Source organism: Alteromonas sp. BL110, assembly GCF_003443615.1.
Taxonomy (GTDB): Bacteria; Pseudomonadota; Gammaproteobacteria; order Enterobacterales; family Alteromonadaceae; genus Alteromonas.
Window position 1 is genome coordinate 355,590 of record NZ_CP031967.1, and the last position, 21,060, is coordinate 376,649.

Sequence of the window (21,060 nt, forward strand, 5' to 3'; positions counted from 1 at the left end):
ATAACACGAAGACAGCATCACATCATGACCGCTGACTTCACTACGCGCGCCATTATATAGCGGCTTTTAAGGCTTCGCGAATTACAGCTTCGCTTTCCATACCTTCAGTGTATACACTTTCAACCAGCTTACTGGCCTGTGCCGGTTTATAGCCTAATGCGATAAGTGCGCTTTGTGCCTCTTCACGGGCGTCGTTTACTTCGACAATAGTGTTATTCGATAACAAGTCACTGCTAGGCGGCGGCATTACAATACTTTGCGCTTTACCAAACTTAGCGAGCCTGTCTTTGAGTTCGACCACTAAACGTTCTGCGGTTTTCTTACCAATACCCGGTAAACTTACCAATGCTGAAACGTCTTCATTCTGCACACTTGCCAAAAATTGCCCAGCCGACATACCAGATAAAATAGCTAAGCCCAGTTTAGGGCCTACACCATTAGCTTTTATTAACTCGCGAAATAAGCCTCTTTCCATTTTATCGGCAAAGCCGAAAAGAAGCTGGGCATCTTCACGTACCACAAAGTGGGTATATACCACCACTTCCTCACCGACTGCTGGCAGCTGGTAAAAACTGGTCATGGGCATATGAATTTCGTAACCAACACCAGCTACGTCTACAAGAATTTCTGGAGGCTGTTTTTCAGCCAACGTACCGCGAATTCGTCCTATCATGAATAATCTCTGTAAAAGCGTTAGCTTCTGGCAGGATTAGCGCAATCGTCCACGTACGGTTTTGCGAGCTTGTCCTGCCATGTTTATCAGGCTCTGTTCGGTGTGTGCGTGACACAAGGCGACGGCTAAAGCATCGGCAGCATCGGCTTGCGGTGTACCACTTAAATTCAGCAGGTGCTTAACCATATGCTGAACTTGCGTTTTATCGGCGCCACCTTTGCCAACTACCGATTGTTTAATTTGCCTTGCACTGTATTCGGCAACAGGAAGCTGCGCTTGAGTGGCTGCTACTATGGCTGCACCTCTCGCTTGTCCAAGCTTTAACGCCGAGTCAGGGTTTTTCGCCATGAATACTTGCTCAATAGCAAATTGTTCAGGCTTATATTGGCGAATAATATCGCCAACGCCGGTAAAAATGTTAGCAAGACGAGAAGGCAAATCGGTTGTACCAACGCGAATACATCCGCTTGCCACATACACTAGCTTACCTTGCTTGCGTGCTATTATGCCGTAGCCTGTAATCCGAGAACCTGGATCTATACCCAGTATAACCATTAAGGCACACTCGGTACAAACAAAGATACCGCTTCTCTATTGGAGGGAGACCATAAACGCGTTAACGCTTCATCTTTCGACACCCATTCAAACTGCAAATGCTCTGTCAAAACAATAGGTAAATCGCTGTTTATTTGAAGGGAAAATACGTGCTCTGTATTGTGCACAGTACCTGGGGGATAACGGTGTAGCCAGCGGCTACGAATAACATATTTATTTTGCTTACCGTGGTCGTTCACCACAAATCCGTGTGCTTTGGCATCGATACCAATTTCTTCACACACTTCACGGTAGGCCGTTTCTAAGGGTAACTCCCCCTCTTCTAACGCGCCGGTTACCGACTGCCAAAAGGTGGGGTCGTCTTGTCGCTGTAAAAGCAGCACTCGGTAGTGTTGGTCATACAACACTACCAGTGCAGATTCAGGCTTCTTATACGCCATAAATTACGATTGCTTTTTCACCGTAGCAATAGCGAGCTCTTCAAGCTGCTGTGGATTTGCTGGGCTAGGCGCCGATGTTAACGGGCACGCCGCTGTAGTAGTTTTCGGAAACGCCATTACATCACGAATAGAGGTTGCGCCCGTCATTAGCATGACAAGACGGTCTAAACCGAATGCAAGACCTGCGTGCGGTGGCGCACCGAAGCGAAGTGCATCAAGCAAGAAGCCAAACTTGTTCTTCGCTTCTTCATCGTCAATGCCAAGAATGTTAAATACCGTAGACTGCATGTCTTCATTGTGAATACGTACAGAACCACCGCCTAATTCAACACCGTTTAATACCATGTCGTACGCGTCAGATAAGGCTTCAGCTGGGTTAGCTTTAAGTTCTTCTGGCGTTAAACCACGTGGCGCGGTAAACGGGTGGTGAATAGCGTGAAGCTGACCGTCAAATTCTTCGAACATTGGGAAGTCAACAACCCAAAGTGGCTTCCACTCGCCTTCAAGAAGCTCAAAATCTTCACCAAGCTTAAGACGAAGTGCGCCCATTGCTTCAGTCACTACTGTGTAGCTGTCTGCACCGAACAATAGAATATCGCCGCTTTGTGCGCCAGAGCGCTCAATGATTGCGTTAGTAATGTCTTCCGTTAGGAATTTAAGAATTGGCGACTGTAGACCTTCAAGACCAGCACCAGCATCGTTGACTTTAATCCACGCTAAACCTTTTGCACCGTAAATACCTACAAACTTGGTGTATTCGTCAATTTGCTTACGCGAAAGCGAGGCACCACCAGGTACACGGATAGCCGCAACGCGACCTTTCGGGTCGTTCGCCGGGCCGCTGAATACTTTAAAATCAACGTTTGCAAGTAGGTCGGCAACGTCTGTTAACTCTAGCGGGTTACGTAGGTCTGGCTTGTCGCTACCAAAGCGCGTCATGGCTTCTGCGTAAGTCATACGCGGGAAGTCGCCAAGGTCAACATCTAGCATCTTGTTGAACAAGTCGCGGATCATACGCTCGGTAATAGACATCACGCCGTCAGCGTCTAAGAACGTAGTCTCAATATCGATTTGGGTAAATTCTGGCTGGCGATCAGCACGTAAATCTTCATCGCGGAAGCATTTAACGATTTGATAGTAGCGGTCCATGCCCGACATCATCAGAAGCTGTTTGAAAAGCTGTGGCGACTGCGGAAGTGCAAAGAACTCGCCTTTGTGCGTGCGGCTTGGCACTAGGTAGTCACGGGCACCTTCTGGCGTTGCCTTAGTAAGAATAGGTGTTTCAATATCTAAGAAACCTTCTTCCTCTAGGAAACGACGTACAGCACCGGTTACTTTTGCACGAAACTGCAAGCGTTGGCTCATTACAGGACGGCGAAGGTCTAGGTAACGATAGCGAAGGCGCTGTTCTTCTGAGTTTTCTTGGTTCCAGTCCAGTGGAAGTACGTCAGATTTGTTGATCACTTCAAGGCCTGTACCTAGAATTTCAATTTCACCTGTGCGCATGTCTTTATTAATTTGACCTTCAGGACGCGCGCGTACTTTTCCCGTTAACTTAACGCAGAACTCACTGCGCAAGGTATTCGCTACCGATAGCACGTCTGGTAAATCTGGGTCGAACACCACTTGTACGATACCTTCGCGGTCGCGTAAGTCGATGAAAATTACACCGCCTAAATCGCGACGCTTATTAACCCACCCGCAAAGGGTAACTTCTTGTCCAATGTATGATGAATCGATATTCCCACAGTAATCTGTGCGCATGGTCCTTGACCCCTGATGTTTTCTTCTTGCTTCGCATGCAACGCATTGGTGTTCAAAACCGTTTACTTTTGAGGCTTAAGACTTTGCCAAAATTCGCGTAAACTTGCTGGCCAATTTACCGGCCCACCCACAACATGCATAATGTAATGATTTAAAGGCCGCATAGTATAAACAAATGCTTGATAAAGCCCAATGACAAATATACACAAATCAGCCATATCGCGAGGAAATCTCTATATTGGATTGCCAATGTGGCAACACAGCCATTGGCCGAGCACCTGGTTTGCTAATTACCCCAAGTCTGATAATGGGTTGTCACTGTATGCTAATGAGTGTAATACGGTTGAGGGGAATACCACATTTTACTCCCTTCCCCATGAAGACGCCGTGGCGAGATGGCGCGATTCGGTGCCCGACCATTTTAGATTTACCTTCAAGTTTCATCAGAACATTACTCATGTTCACCAATTACAGCATTGTGACGAAGAGGTGGCTCAACAGCTTTCTTTGTTAAGCCCACTAAAAGAAAAGTTAGGGGTGGTGATGCTGCAACTCGCTGCTTCTTTCGGGCCAGAAAAATTGCCCATTCTGGATACATTTCTAGCAGCGCTACCCCAAACATTAAACGTAGCAGTTGAAGTGCGCCACTTGGCGTTTTTCGCTAAAGGTAATGAGGAAAAAGCGCTTAACCAACTTTTGATCCGCCACGGTGTTAATAGAATCATCATGGACACCCGAGCTTTATTTAGCGGGTCTTTAGATGCAGGGGGAATAGATAAGCGTGCAATGCTGGAAGAAGTCAGGCAGAAAAAGCCGCGGGTTCCCGTTAACGTTATCGCCACTGGTCAAACTCCCATTGTACGTTTTGTGGGTAATGACGTGGATGAAGACAACGTTCGCTGTTTATTGCCTTGGGTGAAAAAAGTGAAGCTTTGGCAAAGCGAAGGAAAAGATGTGTACTTTTTTTGTCACCGCCCTGACAACAAAGACGCACCATGGCTGGCGCAACAGTTTATTGATTTGTACAACGCTGAAGAGATAGCCCACCGGTTAGACAATCTTTCAATTAGAAATCAGCCAGCTCAAAACGCCTTGTTTTAGACAATAACTGCTTAATAGATAGTATTTTTCTGATTTAAAGGTAAACTACGGCTGTTATTAGTTTTTGTGTTAAACCACTTTTTATCGTGACCCCCTCAATGAATCATGAATACGAAAAAGCACGTCTGGCTGCTTTGGAATCGTTAGATATATTAGACACCTCCCCCAGCGAAAAACTTGATACGCTTACCAAAAAAGTACAGGAAGAATTTAGTGCTAAAACCTGCTTGGTAAGCCTGGTTGCTGAAGACCGTCAATGGTTTAAGTCGCGTCAATGCATGGACGCTACAGAAACACCGCGTAACATCTCTTTTTGCACTTATGCCATTGCAGAAGAGGAATATTTAATAGTACCTGATGCAAAAGCTGACAAAGTATTCGCTAATAACCCGTTGGTAACTGGCAAGCCATATATTCGTGCGTATGCGGGTGCAATTTTACGTAATAAAGACGGCTATGAACTAGGTACCTTATGCCTCCTGTTTGATGAACCAAGATACTTTACAGATACTGAAATAGTGAGCTTAAAAAACTATGCTCGCACAGCGGAAATTATCATTTTTTCAGAACATTAAGTTTGTCATCCCACACACTACTTCGAGTGTAGGTTTAATTTAACAGGAACAGAACATTTTGTGGCATTTGATTGGCCATTGCTAAGACACTGATATTGGCCTTCTGTAGAATAGAAAAACGCGTTTCTTGGGCAGTAACGCTAGCAAAATCCGACTGAGTTATTTGGGCACTGGCACGCTGTAAATTTACGCTCGTGCTCGACATACTTTTGAGCGCTGAAGAAAAGCGGTTTGACGTTGCCCCCATATCTGTTCGCAAATTACTTATAATTTCAATGGCGTTATCGACCATGTCTAATGCGCTTCCATTTTGCTGTGCACTTTGCGCATCGTACTGACCGACTTTGCTGTTCAAACTCGACGATATTTGAAACTCGCCTGTCGGGGTAGCCACGCGGATATCGGCATTGGCCTGATTAAGGATTACATCGCCTGTTACCAAATTAGTGCTTGTTGCATTGAGCCCTAAAATTTCGTTGGCCGTAGTGCTAATTAGCGCCGCATTAACGCCTTGATTTTCCACTAACTGAACAGCCCGTTCTACAAACGTTAACCCGCTATCGGTTGAAACGCTCAATCTTTTTTCTCCGGGATTATCCTGCGCTTGAAGTATCACTTCGCCGGCATTTAGTGCGCTCGATCCGGATACACTCTGCCCTGACAAGCTTTGAGGTTGTTGACCAGACGCTGATACTGAAAACCCCGTCAAACCCAGTCCGGCAAGACCAATCCCATCACCATCTTGCGTTAAATCGACGCGAATGTTGCTGCTGCCGTTCGCACTTATCGCAAAATCGCGGATAAAGTTACCGTCAAAAAGTTTCTCACCTGCATAAGTAGTAGAGTCAGCAATACGTGCTATTTCGTTGAGGTGCGCCTGAACTTCTTGATTTATAGAAGCTAGGTCGCTTTTACCGTAGATGCCGTTTTGTGAAGCTATAGACAGCGTGCGAATGTCATTCAAATGGCGAGTGACTTCGCTTAGGCTACCATCAACTACTTGTAACAGCGCTTGCCCGCTATTAGCGTTTTCGACGGCTTGATTGAGTCCGATTGTTTGACTGCTAAGACGCTCAGAAATTTGGAGGCCCGCCGCATCATCACTCGCTTTGTTGATACGAAGCCCTGAACTGAGTTGTTCGAAGGAACGACTCAGGCCTTTGTTTACACCAAACAGGGTGTTTGTAGCCTGTTGTGTGGCTACATTGGTATGCAAAAACATAGTGTATCACCATATACATAACACCTAATATAAAGATAGTAGAATGTTAGTGGCTTACACCGTTTCCGTTCAAAAAATAAACTAAAGAATAATGCAGAAATAAAAACAGGGGCTTTTAGCCCCTGTTAGTTCAGTCACAATTTAAAACTGCCTTATCTGAAATCAGCCGCGTCTAAATCATGCTTTTTCATAAGTTTGTGCATGTCCGTTCGGTTTCTACCTGCAAGCTCAGCAGCGCGCGTTACATTGCCATCGGTCATTTTAAGAAGCTTATGAAGATATTGCTGTTCAAAGGCGTCGCGAGCCTCTGTGAGCGTTGGCCAGCTCTGCTTAGTAGCGGAAAGAGCTTGTTCTACTAAATGTAGAGGGATGACAGGTGTTTGCGTTAAAGCTACGCATTGCTCAACCACGTTTACAAGCTGACGTACGTTACCCGGCCAAGATGAAGTCACTAACTGCTGCATTGCATCGTCAGAGAACTGACTTACATTCACACCATGACGCTGTGCACTTTGCTGAAGCAGCGAGCGAGCCAATAGTGGAATGTCCTCACTACGCGATTTCAGCGATGGAAGCTTAAGGTTGACTACATTCAAGCGGTAGTACAAGTCTTCGCGGAAGGTGCCCTCTTCCATTTCTTTATGCAAATCTTTGTGCGTGGCAGAAATAATACGTACATCAATATCTACGTGTTTACTGCTGCCAACCGGACGAATCTGGCGTTCTTGTAATGCGCGAAGAAGTTTAACTTGAAGTGTCATTGGCATATCGCCAATTTCGTCTAGAAATAGCGTACCACCGTCGGCTTCCCTAAATAAGCCAGGATGAGCTGCTACAGCGCCAGTAAACGCGCCCTTTGCGTGACCAAACAATTCAGATTCAAGTAAGTTTTCAGGTAGCGCACCACAGTTAATGGCTACAAATGGTTTATCGCTGCGGTTACTGGCTTTATGGATAGCGTTCGCCAACAGTTCTTTACCTGTGCCGCTGGCGCCACTGATAAGAACAGATACTTCGCGCTGGGCAATACGAAACGCTTGGTCAAGGACATTGAGCATTTCGGGTGAACGGGTGATTATGTTTTTTGCCCAATCCCCCGGCTGCGCAGCTTGAGATTGACTCAATGCTTTTTGCAATAATGCGCGCAATTCATCGTGATCAACGGGTTTTGGTAGGAAACCAAATACACCGCGCTGAGTGGCAGCAACCGCATCGGCAATAGTGCCATGGGCCGTCATTAAAATAACGGGGATGTCTTTTCTAATTCCCATTATCTCTTCAAATAGGCTTAAACCGTCTAAGCCCGGCATGCGTAGATCGCTTAATACAACATCATAGTTATCGTTCTGAAGTTTTCTCAGCGCCGATTGACCGTCTTCCACTGCGGTCACATTGTACCCCTCGCCTTCAAGGCGAATAGTCAACAAGCGCAATAAACTTTTATCATCATCAACCAACAATAAGTTAGGGTTACTACTCGCCTTCTCGCTCACTGTTGTGTACTCCTGTTTTTGTCCATCAGTGTTGCTTCTATTTGCAACAGTTCTTCTAATTTTTTACGCAGGTTAACGGCTTCTTGTTCTAGCGCCTTAACCTTCTCTCCACGAGATGTATTTTCTTGTTCCAACACTACCATTGCAGACTCAAGCTGCATTATCTGGTTGTTTTGCGAAGCAGCAATAACATTAACTACTTCTTGGGCTTCTGCCGTGAATGTGCCCGCGATATCATTTAATGCTAGTTGTGCGCGCAACCTATCTTGATAAGGGGTATCAGTGGGTAGCGTTAAGATATAAGCATGGATGGTGTCAAACGCTGAATCCCCTAATGCTTTTAAAGCCTGCTTACGCTCCATCCAAGGTTGGTTGGCTGCTGCAATCCACGTATTAAGCCAATAAGCCGCATCACAATTGTGTTCGAAAACTGGGGGCGGCTCGTTAAACAAACAGATACCACGTTCTATTTCTGTTACAGGTGTCACTTCTTCTGGCTCACCCGTGTTGCTGCTGTTTCTGGTTAAACTCTGACATCCTGTCAGTACCAGTAAGGCAACAATTAAACCACTTATTCTCATTTTATTTTTCCTGTTGCGGAATGGTCACTCTAAAGCAAACATCGGCATAGTCTACATCTACCACTTTTACATCACCATGCATTAGTCGAGCGCAATCGGCAACAATTGATAATCCTAACCCCGTTCCGATAACATTGTCGTTTCTTGGCTCGGTCCCGCGGATAAAAGGTTCAAACAGCGTGTGTACTGATTCTGGCGCTATGCGCTTTCCTCGGTTGGCGACGTCCAGTACAAGGCTATCATTTTCGTTATAAAGGCTAATATTTATCGGCCGTCCAACTGCTCCATGTGCTACAGCATTGGACACTAGGTTATCAAGTATTCTTCTAAATAATTCCTCGTCTATATGTACTGAAGATGAGGAGATATTCACGTCTACCTCTCTATCTTGAATGGCAAGGGCGTAATCCTCTAAACAGGCATCAACTAATTTATTTGCATTACTTTCAACAATTTTAGGCTGTGCTTGTTGTAGTAGCAGATTATAGTCGAGTAGTTTTTCAACCAGAGTATTGAGACGCTGGGTACTTGCAGTAAGTAATGACAGAACTTCTCGTTGAGCGTTATTTAATTCACCTACCACGTTTTCTGACAACAAACTACAGCCTTCTTTAATGCTTGCTAAGGGTGTTTTTAGTTCGTGGGCGGCATGCCTCAATAGAGCGGTTCTGATGTGCTCTAGCTGCTGTAGTCGATCGTAAAGCCAGTGCAAATCTTTCTCTACATCAATAAGTTCTCTAGGTGCCTGTTTAGACAGTGGGGGAAGCTGACCATCGCTATGTGCCATGATCCGAATAATTTTTTTGAGGTTATTAACGGGATTTACAATCAGTTGGCTACCCATCAATATCAGAAGTAACGACACGCTAACCAGCATTGCGGTGGACCATGCCTGTTTTGCCTGCATGGCGTTTAAGTCGTCTTGTTGTACTTTAACCCGCTCTGTGATGGCCGCTTCTACATCGTCCCGCAGTTGGTCAACACTATCTCCTACTGATGCTAGATACGCATTAAGCAGCAGCTGATCTTCAATGGCACGATATTCGGCGAGTTGATTAAGCTGCTCAGATAAACGGGAACAGGTTGTCGGCACGGAAAGCGCCTGGCATAAGTTATCGGCCGCCACAGCAAATTGGTCTATGGCATTATCAGAGAGCTGCGCCACCCGGTCGTTACGTAAAACGGCAAACTGTCTGATACTGCGCTCAACATCGACCACTGCATTGTCCAGACGTTGCATATCACTTACAACATCGACCACAAAGCGTGTTTCTAGGGTAGTCATTTGACCTACCTTGGCCAAGTCGCTTTGGCTTTGCCAAAGAAGCGCAATAAGAGGAATAAGGGCCAGTACAAAACTTCCTAATGTTAACTGCCTTAGTGAACCAAGTTGTACCAAGCGCTCACCAAACGATACCTTGTTTATCAGAACCCTACCCTCATAGATGTTGATATTCTTATCTACTCACTCGCGGTGAGCTTTTTGTTACCTGGCGTAAGCTTGCTCTTTGCCAACTCGGCTTCTGAAAGCTTACCGTCTTCATTGTCGTCAATCAGCCCAAAGTTTCGCAGTAGTTCTGTATGTCTTACTGCTTCTTTAAGTGATATAAGACCATCTTTGTCTGTGTCTAATTTCTGCATTAGCGTGCGCGCTGGTGTAGCATGCGCGTCGGCTACTGCAACGGCTTGTACCGCAGTAACGGCACAAAGTGCTAAGAAAACTTTTTCGAGACGTTTCATCATGAATCCTCCGCTAAACGCTTTTTAAAATCCTTCTCAATTCGCCAATTGCTAATCTCTGTTGGTTACCGCCATTTTGCAATCAGTGATGTGGATATTACCATTAGTCTTCAATTAACCACTATGTTTAATGCATTTAAACTTCCTATGCCATTTTCAGACCAAAAGAAATATTAATATTTATAACAATAACTTAAGCCACCCCCCATCTGCCCCTTGCCTGTAATTAAAGGGCGGGTGTTGCAATAAAGAAACACTGGTCATGAACGTATGTCGCCAATATTGCCGGCATACTTTTATAGTTTTACACGAATTGTCCAGTTTTATACTGGTAGGGAGAAGCGACAAGGTCATTGATGGGAATAGGTTTACTAAACATGAACCCCTGAACGTTGTCACAGCCGTGCTCTATTAGATAATGCCATTGGTCAAGGTTTTCTATCCCCTCAGCGCAAACTGAAAGTGATAGGCGTTTTGCCAAATCGATAATAGCGCCTGTTACTAGTCGGCTTCGTTCTGACGATTGGAGTTCAGTCACAAACTGCCTGTCTACTTTGAGGGTATCAATATTGATTTGAGTGAGGTAACTCAAAGACGAATAACCCGTACCAAAATCGTCAAGAGCGATAGCACATCCCATATTACTAATGCGCCTGAAAAACTTATTGGAAAGCGAGAAATTTTCAAGATAAGCACTTTCGGTAACTTCAAATTCAATATTCTCTGGGTTCACGTCATAAAGCGTAAACGTATTGTAAATATGATCGAACAGTTGATTACTTCTTAAATCATGGCCCGATAGATTAATAGAGGCTCTGAAATCCCCCTTTGCCCAGCGTGTAAGGTCGGGCATATCCATGCACACTTGCTTGATGACCCATTGCGTAATAGCGGTGATCTTCCCGCCTTGCTCTGCAATAGGAATAAACTCGTTCGGCATAACAAGGCCAAACTCAGGATGTTGCCAACGAATCAAGGCTTCAGCACCAATTACGTTCCCGTTGTTGTTTACTTTAACCTGGTAGTAAACGACAAACTCATCGTTGGATATACCTTGTTCAATACCATTGGCTAGATGCAGTTTACGCTTGTGAGATTCCACCATATCCGGCGTAAATAATGTGTAGCTTCCCCTTCCCCTTGCCTTTGAACGATACATGGCTAAGTCAGCGTTACTCATAAGCTCACTTAGGTCATATCCTGCATCAGAAGCTGTAGCTACGCCGACACTCAACCCCACGGTAAGTGAGAGCCCTCTAAGTTCAAAGGGCTCGTCGAACGCTGTAATTAACCGCATTGCTAAACGCTTTGCTTGATCTGCCGATGCATCTCTATCTGGTAGAACTAAAAACTCGTCCCCACCTAACCGAGCAAACAAATCACCGTCTCTGAGTAAACACTGCACCCTATCTGCAACTTCTATCAAAATAAGGTCGCCAGTTTCGTGTCCTAGCGAATCATTTATTCCTTTAAAGCCGTCCAAGTCGAAAAATAACAGCAATAAATCTTCGTCATTTCTCTTTGCTCGGGCTAATTCCAGTCTCAGATTATCAAGAACAAACTGCCTGTTAGGTAACCCTGTCAAACTATCAAAATTTGCAAGGCGAGACATTGTCTCTTGCTGATCTACCAAGGTTTCTTTTTGTTCAAAGTTCACAAGTAACTCAACTTCGATTGCATCTAACAGGCTATTAATATTGGTGGCTATCCTGCCTATCTCGTTAGAAGAATTTATCGAGCTTCTTAGCGCGTAATCTTTGGTTTCAAACACGTCTTGTGTAAACCGCCTTAACGAGGCCAAAGGTGAAATTAATCGGGATACTATGAAAATACATACGCCAGTACACAATAGCCAAAGTGCCAGAAAAACAGGTAATTGTTCTAAAAACTGCCGAGCACTATTTGTTGTTTGAACGTTGTCGATGTCGGCATAAATAACAATGTGCCCTAGGGGATAAAGGCTACTGCCAACAATTTGGTGGGCCACAATGACCCCCTCGTATTGGTTCATACCAAAAGGAACACTTTGTGGAGTTTTGGGCACCGCTGGGTCGCTTATTTCGAGCACTCTTTCGGGTTGAAATGAAGAAATAACGCTATAGTTATTGTCGTAAAAGGCTGCAGATATAAGATGCTCATATTCTTTTATGGGTTGAAACAGCGTAGAAAGTAACGCATCGTTTCCAGGGTTTCTTTCCATTATCACTGATAGTTGTAGCGCAAGCGAATTACTTAAAGCGGCGGTGTTGTTTTTTACCACCTCAACTACAGACTCGCTATTGTCTAATTTATTAACCATAGCGATTGAAGTGATTAAGACTGCGGTGGATAGGGCCACGGCAATCCCAATGGGAATTTTCAATGTTTTTAACACTTATGTGTCCTTGCCTACTACTTTGTTTAAAGCGGTACATGCAAGGTTGACGACCTCCTTAACACAGCCACTTTTTTATTATTTTGACTGCAATAGTATGTCACGGACTAAAAAATTAAAAATGGATTTTTAAAGGTAATAATTTCACCGCATTAAACGTTGATTATTTCGAGCCTTCAACAACTTCAAGCTTTGTTTTAATGAATTGGCTGTGAGGAACATACAGCAAATCTGCGATTTGTCTTATCGTACTTTCTTCAAGTGGCGCTAATGATTTATCAGCGTACGCGATAACCCAAAGGCTTTTAATTACGCTAACTTTTTCCTCTGCAGAATAATGTTTATTGAGAACTTGAGTAAAGTGAACAAGGTCTACTGCATCATCCGCTGTTTGATGCCCTCGCTTTAGCAAAAGCTCTATAGCTTCATCATCGACATTTACCAAACGTTTAAGCTGCTTTTCATATTCTTCTTTTTCCGTATCGGTTACCTGATTATCTGCGTTAACCAATTCGCTAAGTAAGGCAGCCGTGGCAAGTTCGATGGTATAGGCAGGTTCCTCTTTTTTGTGAGACTCTTCAAAGAGTTTAAGAAATGATTTCAGCATAAGCCCTCAGGTTTAAAGTTATGGCAACACAGTTTTTACTAAAGGAAACTGAGTATTTAGCTAATTCATACTGAGTGGAAGGAGATTTCGATTAGTTGCTTAATTCCTTGGATAACTCTAGGGGGGGGAAGGTTATATAGACCACGTTAACAAAGCTAAAAAGGCATGACTAGCCTTTGGCTAATGTTGAGTGCTTAACAGACAAAGGACTTTGCTTCCGTTATTTTCAAACCATACTCTCTCGCAGAGTGCGGTGATAAGGGGAATGCCTCGACCGTGACACTCATCATTAGATGAGCGAGTTCTTGCTAAATAGGTTTTATCTTCCCATTGAAACCCTTGTCCACTATCCTCAACCGAGATCAGCACTTTACCTTTCATGGGTAAGGACTCGACTCTTATGATAATTCGCCCGTGTTCCAACACTCTTAATGACGCTTCACGGTTTTCGTAATACTGTTGAAAGCCCCTGCTATCACGCTTCAGCTTTGAGTTTAAATTCAGAATACCGTGCTCAAGTGCATTATTAAATAATTCTGATAAAACCGTGTACACAATTGAGCGGATACCTTGAATTCCCTCACACTGCCCGGTTAATTGAAGTACACGAGGCAGAACATCGGGTTCTTTAAGATGTTTTGCCTCAAGAACAACTTCATGTACTGAGGGAAAACTACTTTCGACTTGGCTGTGTAACGCCATCTTTATTGGTTTTGAAGTAAATACAACCAGGGTCACATCATCATGAAATGTAGATGTCGCACAGTGTGCGTTGGCGCGGTCAAATAAAGACTTTGCATTAATAGCCCCCTTCTCTGTCATTTGCTCTTTTATTATGTCAACTAACCCGTCTTCTAACAGCATATCTCCGTCGTCATTGGAAATTTCTATAAGCCCGTCACTGCATACAACCAACTGCTCGTTATGCCCTAAATTAATCGTGTCAGTATCCGTGTTTAGCTCATGCTCTTCCAAAATACCCAAAGCCATGTGGCGAGAAGAGAATTTCCGCAGCAACATATTCGTTTTAGCAGGGATAATCACTGCAGGCATCCCGCCTTGCCATAGATTTATACGATTCCCTTGAGCATTAATTTCACCGATAACTGCCGCCATAAACATGTCACTGGGCAAAAACCTGATGAGTATTTGATTTAGTTCACTAACAATTTCAGATACAGAGACGCCTTGCTGCGTTAACTCCTGAAACGCACGCGTCACAGGCAGCGCTCCAATGGCCGAGGCAAGACCATGACCGGTAAAATCTCCTACAATGAAATAAATGCCACCGCTTGGGCTCGCTTCACACAGAAATAAGTCGCCGTTAAAGGTTTCAGCAGGTTTGAGGAAACAATTGAAGTGCGCCTGCACTTCTGGGCGATTAACGATGGCATGGCTGAATATATGTTCTACGATGGAGTGCTCGCGAGCAACCCGTTGGTTAAAGAGTCGCAGTGTCTTGTTTTGTTCTTCAACGTATTCACTGAGCGCGCGTATTTTTAAATGCGCTCGAATTTTTGCAATTAAGATATGACGGTCGAAGGGTTTAGTTGCAAAATCATTGCCCCCTACTTCCAAACAACGTACTAAACTGTCTTTATCTTCTAAAGCAGTGATAAAAAGAATTGGAAGATAAGGGCCTTTTGCGAGTTGTCGAATTTTAGGCGCAACATCAAAGCCTGACAGGCCCGGCATAACCACATCAAGCAGCACGAGATCTGGCTGCTCTTCAGTGAACTTTTCAATCGCCTCTATGCCATTGACGGCTTCTACGCATTTTTTATAGCCTGCGTTATAAAGCATGTTAGTCAATAAAGTACGGTTGATAGCCTCGTCATCGACAATAAGGATTTTCAAGAAAGGGGTCCTTTACAGGCTATTTAATGTCGAACTTCTTGTCGAACCGGGATATTTTGAGGATCTTAGCCACTTGCGGTCGGGCATTTTCGATGCTGTAGGTAAGCGTTCTTTCGGCAAGCGTTTTTTGCATATTTAGCAACATGCCTAAGGCTGAGCTATCCATATACTCTGTACGAGAAAGGTCGACAGTGATATGACTGACTTCATTATTAAGTTCACTGTAGGCGTTTCTAAAGTCCTCCACTTTACTGAAGTCGAACTTTGTACCTACATCGATAACTAACACTTTCCCTTGATTCTGATAGTTCGACGTTATTTCCATATGCTTTCCTTAAAATGTCAGCAGAAATGCTTCAATAGTTGCTTTTATCTTTGCTATTCTTAGTTTAGTTGAACTTTTCTACATCGCCATCGAAGGCTAATTAAACTTTCGTATGATTACACTTTGTTTTGTGTATTAAAGATGGTTTTACAGAATTTATTGAGGTATTTATGCAAGATTGGCAAGACGCTCTTTTGGTTTACAGTACACAGAGCGGCAAAATAAAGCCTGAGCAAAAAGCTGAGCAACGTTCAGTTTCCACTGACGGCGTAGTGCGAATTCATCGAGAAACAAAGGGTCGCAAAGGGAAAGGCGTGTCGTTAATCAAAGGGCTAGATCTCCCTTCAGATGAACTAAAGAAATTAGGCTCAGAATTAAAAAAGAAATGCGGTTGCGGTGGGGCAGTAAAAGAGGGAGTCATTGAAGTTCAAACTGATGACAGAGAAAAGCTGCGCTCGCTACTTACCGACAAAGGGTACAAAGTTAAGCTTGCTGGTAGTTAGCGATACAAAACTACTGGTTCGCTCTCACTTTTTCATAAACATATAACAAAAAGAGTCTGAAATGGAAAAGCTGTCAATTTCTGATTTACACATTATTTTGGTTGAGCCTTCTGATACACAACGAAAAATTATTACTACGTTGCTGTTAAAAGAAAACGTTAAGGAAATTGACCCCGTCAGTACCCTTTCCGAAGCCCGTTCTGCAGTTAAAGCACATGGCGCCGATTTAATTGTTAGCGCAATGTACTATGAAGATGGAACTGCATTAGAACTTCTTAAATTCATCAAAGAAGATGATGAATTTAAGAGCATTCCATTTATGTTGGTATCTAGCGAAAATCGATTGAGCAAGTTAGAAGAATTTAAACAAGCCGGTGTTGCCGCTATTCTTCCCAAACCGTTTGAGCCTCTTCACTTGTCGCGAGCGCTAAACGCAAGCCTTGACCTTATAAACCACGACGAATTAGAACTCGATTTATTCGACGTACACGATGTTCGAGTGCTGCTGGTTGATGACAGCAAACTTGCACGAAATCATATTAGACGCGTGCTTGAAGGTATGGGGCTACAGCGAATTCAAGAGGCAGAAAATGGTGCCGCTGCACTTACTTTGATAAAAGACCAAGCTTTCGATCTCGTTGTGACTGATTACAATATGCCGGAAATGGATGGTCGAGAATTGTCTGAGTTCATTCGTTTTAATCCAGAAACCACCCACATTCCTATTATTATGGTGACGTCTGAATCGGCAGATAGCGCCCACATGGCAAACATTCAGCAAACTGGGGTAAATGCGTTGTGCGATAAGCCATTTGAGCCAAATGAAGTACGCCAAATGCTCTCTGCACTTTTAGGTAACTAGCTTTTTTAAAGCCTTTCTAAACTATAGCCGCATATCGCGAAAGGCTCTCGACTTGCGGCAAACTTATTTTTATTTCTTTTTCAAGACCCTCATATCAAAAACGACTATACATTTTGTAAAAATGAGTTGACACAAATAGGGCTTCAACATACATTCATCATTATGAAACAGAATATAAAGCACGTAGCATTTTTCTTTTTTGCGTTTACATCCTTTAATTAGGGAGGCGCAGCTACATGCATGAAAACCTCCCTCCAGGGAGGTTTTTTTTTAGCAACATTTTTATACGACTCGCACGGGAACCCTATGTCAGACAATGCATTAGATACTGTTAGAGAGCGCATTACCGCTTTAGACAGTGAATTACTTACACTACTCTCAGAACGCAGAAAATTAACCAACGAAGTTGCTGAGACGAAAATAAAGCATCACATCCCAGTGAGAGATCAAAAGCGCGAAGAACAGCTGTTAGTTCGCCTAATAAAAGAAGGGCAAAATATCGGTTTAGACCCTCATTATGTAACACAGATCTTTCACGTTATTATCGAAGACTCTGTTTTAAACCAACAAGCTATGCTTGCAGAGCGCGCCAACCCAGGCAGCACACTGCCGTTAAACCGCGTGGCGTTTTTAGGCGACAAAGGCTCTTACTCATATTTAGCTACGCAGAAGTATTTCTCGCGTAGACCTGGGGAATTACTTGAAATAGGCTGCCAGAGCTTTGCTGAAATCATTCACAAAGTTGAAAGTACAGAAGCTGATTACGCGGTTCTGCCTATTGAAAATACAACTTCGGGCAGTATCAATGAAGTGTACGATCAGCTGCAGCATACTCAGCTAAGTATTATTGGCGAGCTTACCCACCCTATTCGACATACATTGTTGGTGGGAACTAACACCAGTATAGATAAGATTAAAACGCTTTATGCGCATCCACAGGTGTTCACCCAATGCAGCCACTTCTTAGCAGAACTCGGTAACATTGAAGTAAAAACCATGGACAGCACAAGCTCAGCTATGTTGACAGTTAGCGAACTTCAGCGCGACGACGTAGCTGCTATTGGAAGCGAAGCTGGCGGCAATCTATACGGCCTTATGGCAATTAAGAGTAACTTAGCGAATCAAAAAGAAAACCACAGTCGCTTTATTGTTGTGGCACGCAATCCAGTGGTAGTGCCGTTACAAGTGCCAGCTAAAACAACCCTTGTAATGTCTACTATTCAAAAGCCGGGGGCTCTTGTTGAAGCGCTACTTGTGCTTCGAGAAAACAGCATTAACATGACTAAGCTTGAATCTCGCCCAATTCCGGGTAACCCTTGGGAAGAAATGTTTTACATTGATGTGGAAGGCAACGTAGAAGACGGCCCTGTACAAAATGCCCTTGATGCTCTGCGTGGTATTACGCGCTACATCAAAGTATTGGGATGTTACCCAAGTGAGGAAATTAGCCCTACCAAAGTGGCAGCAGCAAGTGCACTGACTGACTAACGCGAAAAAGGCGAGCTCACTGGCTCGCCTTCTTATTCATTCGTTTGGTTTACTTATCTCTTAGAAGCTGACCGTCATCTGCCTTTAATAGCATTTGTTTACTATCTACCAAGCACTTCTTCGCGTAGTCTCCAAACCAAGCACCGACTCTCATAAACTGCTCGACAAACCCTTTTTTATCGCCACTCTCAAGTAATGACAATGCAATTCCAAAACGTTCGTAAAAACGGCGTAGCAGTGCAAAATTGTCGGGGTTATTAAAGATAATATCAGCATAAAGCTGCGGAGACTGTGCAAACAGTCTTCCAACCATTGCTAGCTCTAATCGATAAATAGGCGAGCTAAACATGGTCAGGGATTCAAGGTTAGGATCTTCACCTTTCAAATGTTGCCCGTACACAAAAGTGTTGAAGTGACGCATGACCTGAATATACGCCATAGCTTGATCGTGCTCTTGTGCACTTGAGTCATGAATCGTGGCCCCCCAAATTCGCATTTGCTCAATCAGCCAACTGTATTTTTCACTATGGCGTCCATCACATACTACAACGACTTGTTTGATCATGCCTGGCGCATCAGGGCCAAACATAGGGTGCAATCCAACAACAGGACCGCTATGCACGGCAAGCATCGCCTCTAAAGGCTTAGCTTTAATACTCGTTATATCTGCGAGCACGCAATCTTTTGGCAGCATAGTTAATTTGCTGATCACGGCTTCTGTTAAGTTTATAGGTACAGCAACAACAACGAGTGAAGCACAGCTAAGCATCGATGCCGCTCTACCACTTTCCCAATCGTCTTTTTCAACCACCGAAACTTTATAGTTGCTTCGTTCAAATAAACTGACAAACACGCGACCAAGTGCACCAGCACCACCAATTACTACGACGTTGTCAGTATCGGGTTTTACGCATCGATACTTGTTATTTTGCGTGTGATAAGACTCTCGCATTACGCGTCGTAATAAGTCTTCTGTGAGCTCGGGAGAAACCCCTAGTGCCTCGGCCTGAGCGCGGCGTGATGCAATCAACGCTTTTTCACGTTCAGGTACATAAACAGGCATGCCTGCTTCAGCCTTAATCTGGCCGACTTGGGTTGTGATTTGATTGCGTTTTGCGAGTAACTCGACAAGCTGGGAATCCAGCTCGTCGATACCTTCTCGCAGCGTATCTAACTGTTTTAAGTGCTGCGATAAATCGGCCATTCTGTCTTATCCTTGAATCAAATGGCACGGGGCTTATGGGCAATTTTATATTGCCCATTAGGCGTCACTTTTTATTAGGCCACCGTGCGCTTATTTTGGCGTAAGGGTAACACAGTTATTAATTTATCTCTGGTTTGAGAGATTAAGTTTTCTGTTGTTTCCCAATCGATACAACCGTCTGTAATTGAAACTCCGTACTCTAGTTCTTCGGGCTTCTTACCTTCCGCTTTTTGGTTACCGGGCTTCAAATGACTTTCCAGCATAACGCCAATAATAGACTGATTACCTTCCAGGATTTGATTTACCACGTTCTGCGCAACTAACGGCTGGCGACGGTAATCTTTTGAAGAATTTGCATGGCTACAGTCAACCACTAGCCCCGCAGTCAATCCAGCATCCTGAAGCTCAATTTCGCATTCTGATACACATACCGAATCGTAATTTGGCTGCTTACCGCCGCGCAGAATGATATGGCCGTCAGGGTTACCACTGGTACCGATAATACTTACCTGCCCCTGCTTGTTGATTCCCATAAAGCGATGGCCTGAGGCGGCAGATTTAAGCGCATTAATTGCAATATCTAGGCTTCCATCTGTACCATTTTTAAAGCCCACTGGCATCGACAGGCCACTGGCCATTTCTCGGTGTGTTTGTGACTCAGAGGTGCGCGCACCAATAGCCGCCCAACTAAATAGTTCAGCAAGGTATTGAGGGCTTATTGGATCTAGTGCTTCTGTAGCAACAGGCAATTCCAGCTCAGCTAACCAAATTAGAAGCTCTCTTGCTTTGCGAAGACCCGTTTCAATATCAAACGTCCCATCAATATGAGGGTCGTTAATTAGGCCTTTCCAGCCTGTTGTAGTACGCGGCTTTTCGAAGTACACACGCATAACGATAAACAGCGTATCTTTGCATGACTCATGAAGCTCTTTAAGCTTAAGCGCATACTCTTTGGCTGCTTCAATATCGTGTATAGAACAGGGACCACACACAACAAGTAATCTGTGATCACGGCGATGAATGATATCTGATACGATTTTTCTCGACTCTGATATCGCCGCTAACGCTTTGTCTGACACAGGCAATTCAGCACTAAGCGCTTCTGGGGTAATAAGTACATCTTCTGTACTTACGTGAACATTATTTACGGTGTCCTTGATCATGGGAGCTCTCTTACTCTCTTAACTACAAATAAAAACGGAAAATTAAACGCCAAAAGAGTGTGTAATCTGCATGTAAACTTTATTATACAACCAGCTTTTCTATATTTCTTTAACGTCATTGACTTTTTAACAACTTAAGCATAATCGCGCAAGCAATAACGAATAATACTTTAATCTAGGGTAGATTCGAAGCAAATGAGCATGACTAAATGGCAATGCCCCATATTTAAAGCTCAAATTTTAATCGGCAGTGAGGTTTAATCCTTTTAACTTAGCTTGCCCAGTTTGTAAGCGTCCCCCATAAGTACATCGCCAGCCATCGCACTCGATAAGACTGCTATTAGAAATAACATCTCTCTTGCATTCTCGATGCCACTAAAAAAGCTCCAGGCAGCAAACATCAACACCGATAATCCCAATTGAGTGGCAATAAATTTAATATATATTTGCTTCACTTTTTATCCTCGAAGAAGCTAAGCGTGCTTACGTTAGTGATTCACATCTTCGAGCACCATAGATCTATGTACCTTAAA

At 43.9% G+C, this 21,060-nt stretch carries 20 protein-coding genes; 5 read left to right on the top strand and 15 right to left on the bottom strand.

Annotated elements, in window-relative coordinates; genetic code table 11:
- Positions 1-52 precede the first annotated feature (52 nt).
- From ruvA to aspS, 4 genes are read right to left on the bottom strand one after another with little or no spacing between them, the layout of a single operon-like run.
- Complete coding sequence (gene ruvA / locus D1814_RS01635; RefSeq protein ID WP_025254597.1) at positions 53-673, bottom strand: Holliday junction branch migration protein RuvA; 621 nt, start codon at positions 671-673, stop codon at positions 53-55.
- A 36-nt stretch (positions 674-709) separates the two neighbouring features.
- Positions 710-1,228 carry a crossover junction endodeoxyribonuclease RuvC gene (gene ruvC / locus D1814_RS01640; protein WP_025254596.1) on the bottom strand — a complete coding sequence of 173 codons (519 nt, stop codon included), beginning with the start codon at positions 1,226-1,228 and terminating at the stop codon, positions 710-712.
- Positions 1,228-1,668 carry a dihydroneopterin triphosphate diphosphatase gene (gene nudB / locus D1814_RS01645; RefSeq protein ID WP_118489800.1) on the bottom strand — a complete coding sequence of 147 codons (441 nt, stop codon included), beginning with the start codon at positions 1,666-1,668 and terminating at the stop codon, positions 1,228-1,230. The genes ruvC and nudB overlap by 1 nt, the downstream gene beginning before the upstream one ends.
- Before the next feature lie 3 nt (positions 1,669-1,671).
- Positions 1,672-3,432, bottom strand: a complete 1,761-nt coding sequence (gene aspS, locus D1814_RS01650) for an aspartate--tRNA ligase (RefSeq protein WP_118489801.1) — start codon at positions 3,430-3,432, stop codon at positions 1,672-1,674.
- Positions 3,433-3,681: 249 nt separating this feature from the next.
- Here aspS and D1814_RS01655 point away from each other — a divergent pair, with 249 nt between their 5' ends.
- Positions 3,682-4,533 (top strand): DUF72 domain-containing protein, encoded by an 852-nt coding sequence (locus D1814_RS01655; RefSeq protein ID WP_118489802.1) that lies wholly within the window; start codon positions 3,682-3,684, stop codon positions 4,531-4,533.
- A gap of 98 nt (positions 4,534-4,631) precedes the next feature.
- Positions 4,632-5,108 (top strand): GAF domain-containing protein, encoded by a 477-nt coding sequence (locus tag D1814_RS01660; protein ID WP_118489803.1) that lies wholly within the window; start codon positions 4,632-4,634, stop codon positions 5,106-5,108.
- A 34-nt stretch (positions 5,109-5,142) separates the two neighbouring features.
- Here the strand turns inward: D1814_RS01660 and D1814_RS01665 are convergent, their stop codons facing one another.
- From D1814_RS01665 to D1814_RS01705, 9 genes are all read right to left on the bottom strand, one after another.
- A complete protein-coding gene (locus D1814_RS01665; protein ID WP_118489804.1) occupies positions 5,143-6,330 on the bottom strand; it encodes a flagellin N-terminal helical domain-containing protein in 1,188 nt (395 codons plus the stop codon).
- A gap of 152 nt (positions 6,331-6,482) precedes the next feature.
- A complete protein-coding gene (locus D1814_RS01670) occupies positions 6,483-7,823 on the bottom strand; it encodes a sigma 54-interacting transcriptional regulator (RefSeq protein ID WP_118489805.1) in 1,341 nt (446 codons plus the stop codon).
- Complete coding sequence (locus D1814_RS01675; RefSeq protein WP_118489806.1) at positions 7,820-8,404, bottom strand: hypothetical protein; 585 nt, start codon at positions 8,402-8,404, stop codon at positions 7,820-7,822. The genes D1814_RS01670 and D1814_RS01675 overlap by 4 nt, the downstream gene beginning before the upstream one ends.
- A gap of 1 nt (position 8,405) precedes the next feature.
- On the bottom strand, positions 8,406-9,803 hold the full coding sequence (locus D1814_RS01680) for a sensor histidine kinase (RefSeq protein ID WP_118489807.1): 1,398 nt from the start codon (positions 9,801-9,803) through the stop codon (positions 8,406-8,408).
- Between the two features lie 62 nt (positions 9,804-9,865).
- The gene (locus D1814_RS01685) at positions 9,866-10,147 is read right to left on the bottom strand and encodes a calcium-binding protein (RefSeq protein WP_232368953.1); all 282 of its coding nucleotides are present in this window, start codon (positions 10,145-10,147) and stop codon (positions 9,866-9,868) included.
- A 301-nt stretch (positions 10,148-10,448) separates the two neighbouring features.
- A complete protein-coding gene (locus tag D1814_RS01690; RefSeq protein WP_118489808.1) occupies positions 10,449-12,518 on the bottom strand; it encodes a putative bifunctional diguanylate cyclase/phosphodiesterase in 2,070 nt (689 codons plus the stop codon).
- Between the two features lie 163 nt (positions 12,519-12,681).
- The gene (locus D1814_RS01695; RefSeq protein ID WP_118489809.1) at positions 12,682-13,125 is read right to left on the bottom strand and encodes a tellurite resistance TerB family protein; all 444 of its coding nucleotides are present in this window, start codon (positions 13,123-13,125) and stop codon (positions 12,682-12,684) included.
- A 180-nt stretch (positions 13,126-13,305) separates the two neighbouring features.
- Positions 13,306-14,982 carry a fused response regulator/phosphatase gene (locus tag D1814_RS01700; RefSeq protein ID WP_118489810.1) on the bottom strand — a complete coding sequence of 559 codons (1,677 nt, stop codon included), beginning with the start codon at positions 14,980-14,982 and terminating at the stop codon, positions 13,306-13,308.
- Positions 14,983-15,001: 19 nt separating this feature from the next.
- The gene (locus D1814_RS01705) at positions 15,002-15,307 is read right to left on the bottom strand and encodes an STAS domain-containing protein (protein ID WP_118489811.1); all 306 of its coding nucleotides are present in this window, start codon (positions 15,305-15,307) and stop codon (positions 15,002-15,004) included.
- A gap of 170 nt (positions 15,308-15,477) precedes the next feature.
- Here D1814_RS01705 and yciH point away from each other — a divergent pair, with 170 nt between their 5' ends.
- The 3 genes from yciH to pheA all read left to right on the top strand — a co-directional run bounded on the left by yciH (position 15,478) and on the right by pheA (position 18,160).
- A complete protein-coding gene (gene yciH, locus D1814_RS01710; protein ID WP_118495279.1) occupies positions 15,478-15,810 on the top strand; it encodes a stress response translation initiation inhibitor YciH in 333 nt (110 codons plus the stop codon).
- 61 nt (positions 15,811-15,871) lie between these two features.
- Positions 15,872-16,672: a response regulator gene (locus D1814_RS01715; protein ID WP_118489812.1), complete on the top strand. Its 801-nt coding sequence runs from the start codon at positions 15,872-15,874 to the stop codon at positions 16,670-16,672.
- A 306-nt stretch (positions 16,673-16,978) separates the two neighbouring features.
- The gene (pheA, locus tag D1814_RS01720) at positions 16,979-18,160 is read left to right on the top strand and encodes a prephenate dehydratase (protein WP_118489813.1); all 1,182 of its coding nucleotides are present in this window, start codon (positions 16,979-16,981) and stop codon (positions 18,158-18,160) included.
- Between the two features lie 49 nt (positions 18,161-18,209).
- Here pheA and tyrA read toward each other — a convergent pair whose 3' ends face one another.
- Both tyrA and D1814_RS01730 read right to left on the bottom strand, forming a co-directional pair.
- Complete coding sequence (tyrA, locus tag D1814_RS01725; RefSeq protein ID WP_118489814.1) at positions 18,210-19,364, bottom strand: bifunctional chorismate mutase/prephenate dehydrogenase; 1,155 nt, start codon at positions 19,362-19,364, stop codon at positions 18,210-18,212.
- Between the two features lie 74 nt (positions 19,365-19,438).
- The gene (locus tag D1814_RS01730) at positions 19,439-20,527 is read right to left on the bottom strand and encodes a 3-deoxy-7-phosphoheptulonate synthase (protein WP_118489815.1); all 1,089 of its coding nucleotides are present in this window, start codon (positions 20,525-20,527) and stop codon (positions 19,439-19,441) included.
- Positions 20,528-21,060 lie beyond the last annotated feature (533 nt).